The organism is Candidatus Methylomirabilota bacterium (assembly GCA_027293415.1).
Lineage (GTDB): Bacteria > Methylomirabilota > Methylomirabilia > Methylomirabilales > CSP1-5 > CSP1-5.
This window is the reverse complement of sequence record JAPUFX010000056.1, coordinates 1-8,748: the sequence shown is the minus strand read 5'-3', so window position 1 is coordinate 8,748 and position 8,748 is coordinate 1. Positions and strand designations below refer to the sequence as shown.

The following is an 8,748-nucleotide window of genomic DNA, read 5'->3' as shown; positions in this document are numbered from 1 at the left end:
CGTGAGCGCAACGCCGGCGTCTTCCAGATCGGCCTGCGTGATTACGTTGTTCGTCCACGCCGTGCCCATATCGTCGCGGTGACGGGCGATCTCGATCCACGGACCGTCGATGCTGTTGCTGCTGATCTCAACGATCATCCGGTCGAACCCGTCGTCGCGACTGAGGTTCAAGTAGTAGTCGTACGAGATCGTCACTTGGCCGAGAACCATGCTGAGGAGGAGACACAGGAACAACTTTGGAGGCATCCGCAGCATGCGGGGGCTCCTGCGCCGCAACAAGACCAGGACGGTCCGCCTCTCCCTAGGCCTTATGCTGGCCTTTCTCTTAACGGCCACCCACTCGGACGAGAAGACTCCCGATCCCATTCCGTGACTCCCTGTGTGAGACTAGGGGGCTCGCGTCGAACAGGTCCCAAAGAGATACGAGGTACCAGAAATGAAAACGCCCTCCGGGCCGTGCTTCGCCCGGGAGGGCGTCTGGTTTTTTGTGGTGCGCCACCAGGAGTACCAGATCCTGGCTGGGGGCTTTGGTCATCCCGGTTCCATTTTTTCCCTGCCTAGGGGAAGCTTACCGTTCCTCTTACCTGTGGATCCCCACGGGAGAAAACGAACAGGCGTCACAAAGCCTAATCTTATATGACGATTATCATACGTGTGTATGATCTGGAGCAGTACATTATTTAAGGCAATAGCCCCTGTCAACCAAAAACTGCGGTCGGCTTAGTGGGGTAAGCTATGCAGTAGAGGGGAATTCTCGTAGCGGGTGACCGGGGGGTGCCTGCGTAGGCGTGCGAGTGCCTCCGGAGCTGCTTGGGATTATTCTTCCTCCAGCAGATCGAAGGGGGCATCAGCTCTTGCTACCACGCCGCTACCAGAACACCCCGTACTAGTGCCGCACCAACTATTTCTCACTAACACATTTATCTCTGGTGCGTCACTTCCGCTAGTCCCGAAAGCCTTCGGGATTCGGCGCTCGGCGGTTGCCTCGCTGAGCACCCCCCAGACGTAAGGGAGCCTCTCCCCTACAACCCCTCAGTGCCCCTCGCGGAAGCTTGCGGTGTTTAGGAAGAATTAGTTGGAGGGGCACTAAGAGCATCCAGGAGCACCATCGCTCAGTCCAAACTATCGGGTTCTTGCGGGGATAGGTCCTCTTGGGTCTGCTCAGGTGGGGGCTTGGGGGCCCTCGACACCGCTCCAAAGTGATCTTGTTCGACAACCCCTGGGCGGACAACGACCCCAAGTTCTACCCGGAAAAGCGGACCAAGGCGCTAGGCCAGGCCTTCAGATCTGAAGGGGTGTAGCGATAGATCGCTCCGGCCTTCTCCTCAGCCGATACCCCCCCCTGACAGCCACTGCCTGTTTCCCGGCAGCCGTGTACATATCGTCATAGGGGGACAGAAGGCTCCCTGCAAGAAGCCCTGTAGTTTCAAGTAGTTGTGATATTGGTCCTTGGCATAGAGATTGCGACAATATCCCCTCGGCGGGCGGCTGAGACCAGCTGCCCTTGGGCCCCCAGGCAGGTCCAAGTGGGAAGAGAGGAGGGACTGACATGGCAAAGGGGGTTCTCGAGGAGCTTGAATACGCTATTGACCCAGAATTGAGCACGAAGCTGGCCCAACGAGCTCTCAAGGGAGACGACAAGGCCAAGCAGGAGCTTCGTGATCTCCACGTGACATACTGGGAGCACCGGGGCGAGGTGCTTCTCCCACGAAAGGAAGACAATGGGCAGCGTTAAAGCCGCAGAATATCACTGGGATCCGAGTGGGCCGATGGCTGAAATGATGCCTTCGTTCTTCTTCAGGGTCCAAGCAACTCCAGAGTCCGAGACGGAACTCGCGGAAGTGTCTGCCCCAGATCTTCATACGGCAATGGAAGCGCTCGTTGATTGGCTTCCCGGGCTCCATAGGTTAGAGCTTGAGGGGATTTGGACACACCCCCCTGGTCATGCATGACTGTGCCCTGAATCTACGGGAGAGTTTCTGGAAATTATCCCGTGTGTCTGCCCTTGCGGCGCATAGCGAGGGTGCTCTTGCCGAAAGAATAAGCGCCCTTGAGGGTGTAATAGGTCTTGTGACGTGGCTCATAGTGTAGATAACATTCTCTACAAGTTGTCTCCAGCATTTGGGGGCCGTCCTCTTCCGCCTTCGCAAGTAAAACGGCTCCGCTGGCTCGGCCTCTGGGCGCCGACCACCTTGGGGGCCGTTCTGCTCGTCATCACCTTGACCTCCTTCCAGAGTCTCTCTACGTCTCTCCTCGTTTTCCTCGTGCTTGGGATGAGCGCGGCCGGGATAGCCCTTTTCGCATGGTACTGGTTCGTATTCGCCCAGGTCCTCTGGCGGGAAGAGGAAGTCCTGAATGGTACGACCGATCGAGCAATCCTCTCGTCGGTGATGTCATCACCTTCTCTGCAGAGCGAACTCATCTTAAACGCAACGGGCGAGGGAATTTATGGATTAGATCTGCAGGGCAATATCACGTGTGTAAACCCGGCTGTGACGAGAACGACCGGATATGAGCCCAACGAGCTGATTGGCCGGCCGATACATACCATTCTGGACCACTCGAACGGGGGCCCCTACGTGCAGGATAACTGTCCCATCTATGCGGCGCTGAAAGACGGGGTCGTGCGTCATGTGACCGATGGAATTTTTTGCAAAAGGGATGGGACAAGTCTCCCGGTGGAGTACACCGCCATGCCCAACAGGGAAGACGGCAAGATTGTCGGCGCAGTGGTCACCTTCCGTGACATTACCAAGCGCAAGCAGACAGAGGAATCGCTGCGTTGGCTGGAAAAAGCCGTGCAAACCATGCAACTCGGCGTGACCATCACCGGCATCACCGGGGAAATCCTGTATACGAATCCCGCTGAGGCAAACATGCACGGGTATGCGGCGGATGATTTGGTCGGCAAGGATGTCAGAATCTTTGCCCCCAATAAGCTCTGGAAGCCGATGGCCTTGGACCAGATAAGGGCCATGAATACCTGGAAGCGGCAGAGTGTCAACATCCGGAAAGATGGAGGTGGGTTCCCGGTCCAGTTGATGTCCGATGTCGTCATGGACGCCGATGGAGAGCCCATGGCCATCGTAACGAGTTGTGAGGACATCACCGAACGCAAGCAGGTGGAGAAAGAACTGCGAACCCGGGTACACCAGCTCGAAAGACTGTACACGATTGGGGTCGCGTTGACTTCTGTACTGGATTACCATGCCGCGTTGCAGACCATCGCCGAAGAAGCCCGGGCGCTGATGCAGGCAAAGTTCGTAATCGTTGCTATCCCCAACCAGCCCCACCTACGCGTGGAGGCCCTGGCCGGGGATGACCAGGGCTTTACGAAGAACCTCCGCATTTCCCTGGATCCGGCCTCTCCCCTGGGTCAGGGGCCAACCGCGAAGGCCTTCAGAAACAAGGTCCCAGTTGCCATTGAAGATGTGCTCGAAGATTCCTCTTTTGCTCCCTGGAGGGGAGCCGCCAGTCGGGTGGGGATACGGTCGGTGGTCATTGTTCCACTGCTGTATCGGGAGGAGGTTCGGGGTTTTCTCATGGCGTTCTCGGATGTCCCTCAGGTTTGCGATGAAGGAAAGATCCAGCTCTTGACCACTCTGGCGAGCCAGGCAGTCATCGCAATGGAGAATTCGCGGCTCTATGAAGAACTGTGGCAGGCGGCCCGGCAGCTGGAGGCCAGGGTAGAGGAACGGACGAGGGAGCTTCACGCTGCCAACCTCCAGCTGGAGGAAGCCAGAAATCACGCCGAGAGGGTCTCAGGCCACAAGACCGAGTTCTTGGCGAATATGTCGCACGAGCTGCGTACACCGTTGAACGCCATCCTCGGCTTTTCTGAACTTTTAATGGACGAGAAGTTTGGCCCCCTGAACGAAAAGCAGCAACGGTACGTGGGTAACGTGTTCTCCAGCGGGCGGCACCTCTTAAATCTGATCAACGATCTCCTCGATCTTTCCAAGGTTGAAGCAGGAAAGATGGCGATCCATCGGGAGCAGCTCTCCTTGAGAGAAGCCCTGGAGGAGGCGCTGAACCTGGTGAATTGGGAAGGCGAGAAAAAAAACCTGCACTTGGCACTCACTGTGGAACAGGACCTCTCCAGCGTGTTCGCGGATCCGGTTCGGTTCAGGCAGATCTTGTACAACCTCCTCTCCAACGCCGTCAAGTTCACCCCCAAGGGCGGAACTGTGACAGTTTCCGCCCGATGCGTTCAGGGTTCAGCGTTCAGGGTTCAGGGATCGGAGGGGACTGACCATGAACCATCGACCATGAACCATGAACCACGCGGAGATTTCATTGAAATCCGGGTGCAAGACACGGGAATTGGGATCGCTGCCGAAGATCTGTCGAAGCTCTTTCAGCCCTTCACACAGCTCGAGCCTGTCTACGCGAAAGAGCAGCAAGGGACCGGCCTCGGCCTGGCCCTGACGAAGCGACTGGTAGAGCTTCACGGCGGTCAGATCAGAGCCGAATCCGAAGGCGAGGACCAAGGGAGCACCTTCACCGTCAGACTCCCCATCAGCGCAGAATAAGCCTTGCATTCAGGCGCTTACCGAGCTATTTTTCCCCTTGACATTCATCTGTAACATTGTAAATTTATTTCTGTACCATCCGGTCGGTACAGAATGAGTTCAGAGGGGGACATGAGGCCACAGACGGTCAGAGGATCGAGAACCAAAAACCGCGTGATTGAGGCCGCCTTTCGGTTGATACACCGGCAGGGATTCAATAACACCAGCCTGGAAGACATTCTGCGGGAGAGTGGTGTCGGGAAGGGGAACTTCTATCACTATTTCGAGAGCAAGGACGAACTGGGGTATGCAATCCTGGATCGCCTAGCTTTCTGGGCGACGGAGGAACTTGGGCGGGAGGTTTTTGACAGAGGTGAGGATCCGCTGGAAGAGATCTTCTGCCTGTTCGAGCGCATCGCATCCGCCCAGCGGAAGGCAGCGTGCGTGGGGGGATGCCCCCTTGGGAATCTCGCGCTCGAGATGAGCGACATTCACGATGGGTTCCGTCAACGGATCGGAGAAATCCTCAGGAACTGGCGGGATCACATCTCGGAGGCGATCAGGAGGGCCCAGGATCAGGGACAATTGGCCCGAAACATGCACTCGCAGCGTCTGGCCGATTTCATTATCGCGGGGATTGAGGGAGCGATTCTCTCGGCCAGGGTTCACAAGGACCCCTCGATCCTTGATGGCTGCTTTGACGAACTCAAAAGACATGTGGGGATGTACCGTCCCGACTAAGGATTTTTTCATAGCGCCGAATCAAACGAGGTAAGGAAGGGGAACATGGCAACCATTGTGGAGTATACTAACAAGAGGTCACCGCTTAACATGTATCCAAGGCGCATTGTGTCTCCTGTAAGAGGGAAGACCTGTTGCGCCCGGAAAATGGCCCAGATTGGCGGAATCGAGCGCGAAGGAGAGCGGTCTTATTTTTACCGCCGGTGTAAGGTCTGCGGCTACACCGTCCGTCACTTCCTCTCGGCCCCTCCACCCGATCGGCCGAGTGGTCAGTGGGAAGACGGCTCAAAGGCACTTCTCAAGCTGGTCAGGTAAGGGGCTTTTTGCCCGACCTTCCCGAAGGAAGTTCTCGCCGGAAGCTATCTGTCAACGGAAGGGACATGGACGGCGCGCGATGGTTCAGCGCGGTGACAGGGAGCCTCTCGGGCGTATGGGCCCGTATCGTTGCCCGTCTTCAGGCCCAGCAAGGCTTGGGTTCCCTGGAGGAGTACCAGCGTGAGGTCGGAAGGCTCAGAGGAGAGCTCGAGAGGGTTCGGGCAAAACGTGAGAAGGAGAAGGCGGAATTTGACGCGCGTCACAGGATCCTGGGTCAGTACCCGTCTGATGCGGAGATACCCGTAGCGGAAGTGGACCGCCAGCTCGCGAACCTCCGGCGCATCCGTGAGGATCGTCTAGAGGCTGAGGAACGGGCGTACGAGCGGCAGATCCATGAGCTCGAGCGGCAGGCCGAAGAGCGGTTCGGCCCTCGATAAAGCAGCCGTCAGCAGTCAGCGATCAGCAGTAAGCCATTAGCAGTTCTGCAGCCGCTTCTCCAGCAGCTCGACCCACCGCGAAACCAACTGGCGACGTTTTCCTGAAGGTTTGGCCGCCAGATACGCCTGAAGCTCCGTCTGTGCCTTCTTGTACCAGGGGCGACAGGACGGCTCACTATCCCCCATGGCGCGATAGGCGATCCCGAGATGGTAGTGGGCCTCGGGATAGTCGGGCCGAAGTTTGACCGCTGCCTCCAAGATCTCGATCTCCTTTTCCAACAGTTCTCCCCGCCTGTCCCGATAGGCCACTCCGAGGTTGATATGGGTGGGGAGATCCGTTGGATCGAGACGCAGAACCTCGCGAAAGGTCCGGATCGCCTGTTCAAGTTGCCCGGAACGGTGATAGAGGAGGCCGAGGTTAAAGTAGGCTGTCTCGTGGTCAGGGGCAATCTGAATCACTGTCCGGTACTCCCGGATCGCTTCTGCGATTTGGCCATCGAGGGCATAGAGCTGCCCGAGTTCGAAGTGGGTGCTAAGATCTCGGGGATGCTTTGCCAGGTGCTTGACGAGTTCTTGCCTTCGACGGGCCCGCTGCTCTTGGAACATCCGCAACAGCCTCTCCCGCTGCCCCTCTTCCTGGGGGGAAGGGTGAACTGGCGCCGGCCAAGGGGTGACAAGGAGGACCAATCCAACCAGTCCGAGAGTCCAGAGAAATCCTCTTCCCGTATAGTGAATGACCCGCATGGTCGTTGGAACTCCGCGATGTGGTAGCCCTTTCGGCGTGTCCGCTGCCGGTATCATATCGGCCCGCACCCGCGAACGCAAATGTGTTGACAGCAAGAGAGCGGTTGTAGTATGTAGCGACCGGCTGGAAAGCGGCCCAGGGGGGGACGATGCCCTTTATCGCTGACCTACACCTCCACTCTAGGTATAGTCGGGCAACGAGCCGTGAGATGGAGGTGGAATCGCTGGCTCGCTGGGCGCGAAAAAAGGGAATTGCCCTCCTCGGGACTGGAGACTTCACGCATCCCACCTACTTCGCTGAACTCAAGGCCAAGCTCACGCCGGCAGATCCTGGCCTCTACCGATTGAAGAGGGGAGAGCAGGGCGTCCGTTTTATCCTTCAGGTGGAAATCTGCAACATCTACCATGAGGGCGGGCGTCTCCGAAAGATCCATACCCTCTTGTATGCCCCGTCGTTACAGGCGGCGGAGCGAGTGAATGCCGCACTCGCCCGCCGGGGGAACCTCCTGGCCGATGGGCGCCCCACCTTTACTTTTTCGGTCAAAGAGCTCTGTCGCATAGTTTTTGATCTTTCTCCCGACTCGGTCTTGATCCCAGCGCATGCCTGGACACCTTGGTTCTCTGTTTTTGGCTCCCAGTCGGGGTTTGATTCCCTCCAGGAGGCCTTCGACGGCTACTTAGACCGCATCTTCGCGCTCGAGACCGGGCTCTCCTCGGACCCGGCGATGAACTGGCGACTGAGTGCCTTGGATGGAATCACCCTGATGTCCAACTCCGACGCTCACTCCCCATCTCGCCTCGGGCGGGAATGTAACGTCTTTGGTCATCCCCTCGATTACTGGGAGCTCTGGGAGGCGGTCCGGACGCGGGATCCGCGCCGATTCCTCTACACCGTGGAATTCTTCCCGGAGGAAGGGAAATACCATCTAGATGGCCACCGGGCTTGCGGCATCCGCACGACTCCGACAGAAACGCAGGCCTGCGGCCGATCCTGTCCTGTTTGCCGTCGCCCTTTGACCGTTGGGGTGTTGCATCGGGTGGAAGAGCTGGCGGACGGGCCTCCCGGGCGGACGCCTGATGGGGCTATTCCCTTCAAGAATCTGGTTCCCTTGGAAGAGATCATTGCTGCCGCATTGGATCAGCGGGTGGGAACAGTGGCAGTGCGACAGGAGTACGAACGGCTGGTCGCGGCCGGTGGGAGTGAGCTTGCCATCCTTTTGGACCTGAGGCAGGAGGAACTCGGGTCGTTTATGCCACCCAGGATCTTGGAAGCCATCCTCCGGGTCCGGGAGGGACGCCTAACCATAGTTCCGGGGTATGACGGAGTCTACGGAACGGTCAACATCTTCGGAGACGAGCCGCGGGAGGCAATGTCCCTCGGGCGAGCGACGCAGACGCAGCTTTTTTGAGGAGGAGGAGCCATGGCCAAGGCAAAGAAAAAGGCGAAGAAGAAAGGAGCCGCCACGGGAAAAAAGAAGAAAAGGGAAGTCGCAAAGCCCGCGGCGAAGCCGAAGAAAAAAGTAAAGCCGAAGAAAGCAATTAAGCCGAAACGGAAGGTGTCGCCCGCCAAGAAGGCCCCTGCAAAGGCTGCGCCGGCAGAGACGGCGAGGCTTAAGCAAGAAATAGAACGGTGGGAAGACCTTCATGGTCAACTCCAGGAGCAGATCAGGGGCAAGGACAGCACCATCGCCATCCAGATGCAAGAGATCATGGAGCTGAAGAGGACCCTGGAGCAGCTGACGTCTCAGGCCTAGTGCCGTTCCAACTATTTGTGCCAACTTTCTCGCTGCACTCGATCACGGCCCTTGCAACAAGGCAGGCTGTTCAAATTCGGCCCCTCGATCCCTTGATCTTCCTCGGGACGGTGAGGCTCTCGAACCGTCTTCCTCGGGGTGGTGAGCGGTTCGGCTGAGCTCACCGTCGAAGCCCTGTCGAACCACTTATCAGGTTGGAACGGCACTAGTGCCGCACCAACTATTTTTCACTAGCATTCTGCGCTG

The 8,748-nt window shown here is 57.8% G+C and carries 9 protein-coding genes; 7 read left to right on the top strand and 2 right to left on the bottom strand.

The features are described 5' to 3' along the window. A partial coding sequence (locus O6929_04285) for a hypothetical protein (GenBank protein ID MCZ6479616.1) occupies positions 1-255 on the bottom strand: 255 nt, incomplete at its 3' end. 1,294 nt (positions 256-1,549) lie between these two features. Here O6929_04285 and O6929_04280 point away from each other — a divergent pair. The 5 genes from O6929_04280 (at position 1,550) to O6929_04260 (ending at position 6,004) form a co-directional block, all read left to right on the top strand. Next, positions 1,550-1,735, top strand: coding sequence for a hypothetical protein (locus O6929_04280; protein MCZ6479615.1), 186 nt, complete (start codon positions 1,550-1,552; stop codon positions 1,733-1,735). Between the two features lie 340 nt (positions 1,736-2,075). Continuing rightward, positions 2,076-4,532 (top strand): PAS domain S-box protein, encoded by a 2,457-nt coding sequence (locus tag O6929_04275; GenBank protein ID MCZ6479614.1) that lies wholly within the window; start codon positions 2,076-2,078, stop codon positions 4,530-4,532. Between the two features lie 111 nt (positions 4,533-4,643). Next, the gene (locus tag O6929_04270) at positions 4,644-5,252 is read left to right on the top strand and encodes a TetR family transcriptional regulator C-terminal domain-containing protein (GenBank protein ID MCZ6479613.1); all 609 of its coding nucleotides are present in this window, start codon (positions 4,644-4,646) and stop codon (positions 5,250-5,252) included. Positions 5,253-5,297: 45 nt separating this feature from the next. Next, positions 5,298-5,567: a hypothetical protein gene (locus O6929_04265; GenBank protein ID MCZ6479612.1), complete on the top strand. Its 270-nt coding sequence runs from the start codon at positions 5,298-5,300 to the stop codon at positions 5,565-5,567. A 65-nt stretch (positions 5,568-5,632) separates the two neighbouring features. Further along, positions 5,633-6,004, top strand: coding sequence for a hypothetical protein (locus tag O6929_04260; protein ID MCZ6479611.1), 372 nt, complete (start codon positions 5,633-5,635; stop codon positions 6,002-6,004). 36 nt (positions 6,005-6,040) lie between these two features. Here the strand turns inward: O6929_04260 and O6929_04255 are convergent, their stop codons facing one another. After that, on the bottom strand, positions 6,041-6,805 hold the full coding sequence (locus tag O6929_04255; GenBank protein ID MCZ6479610.1) for a tetratricopeptide repeat protein: 765 nt from the start codon (positions 6,803-6,805) through the stop codon (positions 6,041-6,043). A gap of 92 nt (positions 6,806-6,897) precedes the next feature. Here O6929_04255 and O6929_04250 point away from each other — a divergent pair, with 92 nt between their 5' ends. Further along, positions 6,898-8,157 (top strand): endonuclease Q family protein, encoded by a 1,260-nt coding sequence (locus O6929_04250; protein MCZ6479609.1) that lies wholly within the window; start codon positions 6,898-6,900, stop codon positions 8,155-8,157. A 12-nt stretch (positions 8,158-8,169) separates the two neighbouring features. Beyond that, complete coding sequence (locus tag O6929_04245; GenBank protein ID MCZ6479608.1) at positions 8,170-8,502, top strand: hypothetical protein; 333 nt, start codon at positions 8,170-8,172, stop codon at positions 8,500-8,502. Positions 8,503-8,748: the final 246 nt, after the last annotated feature.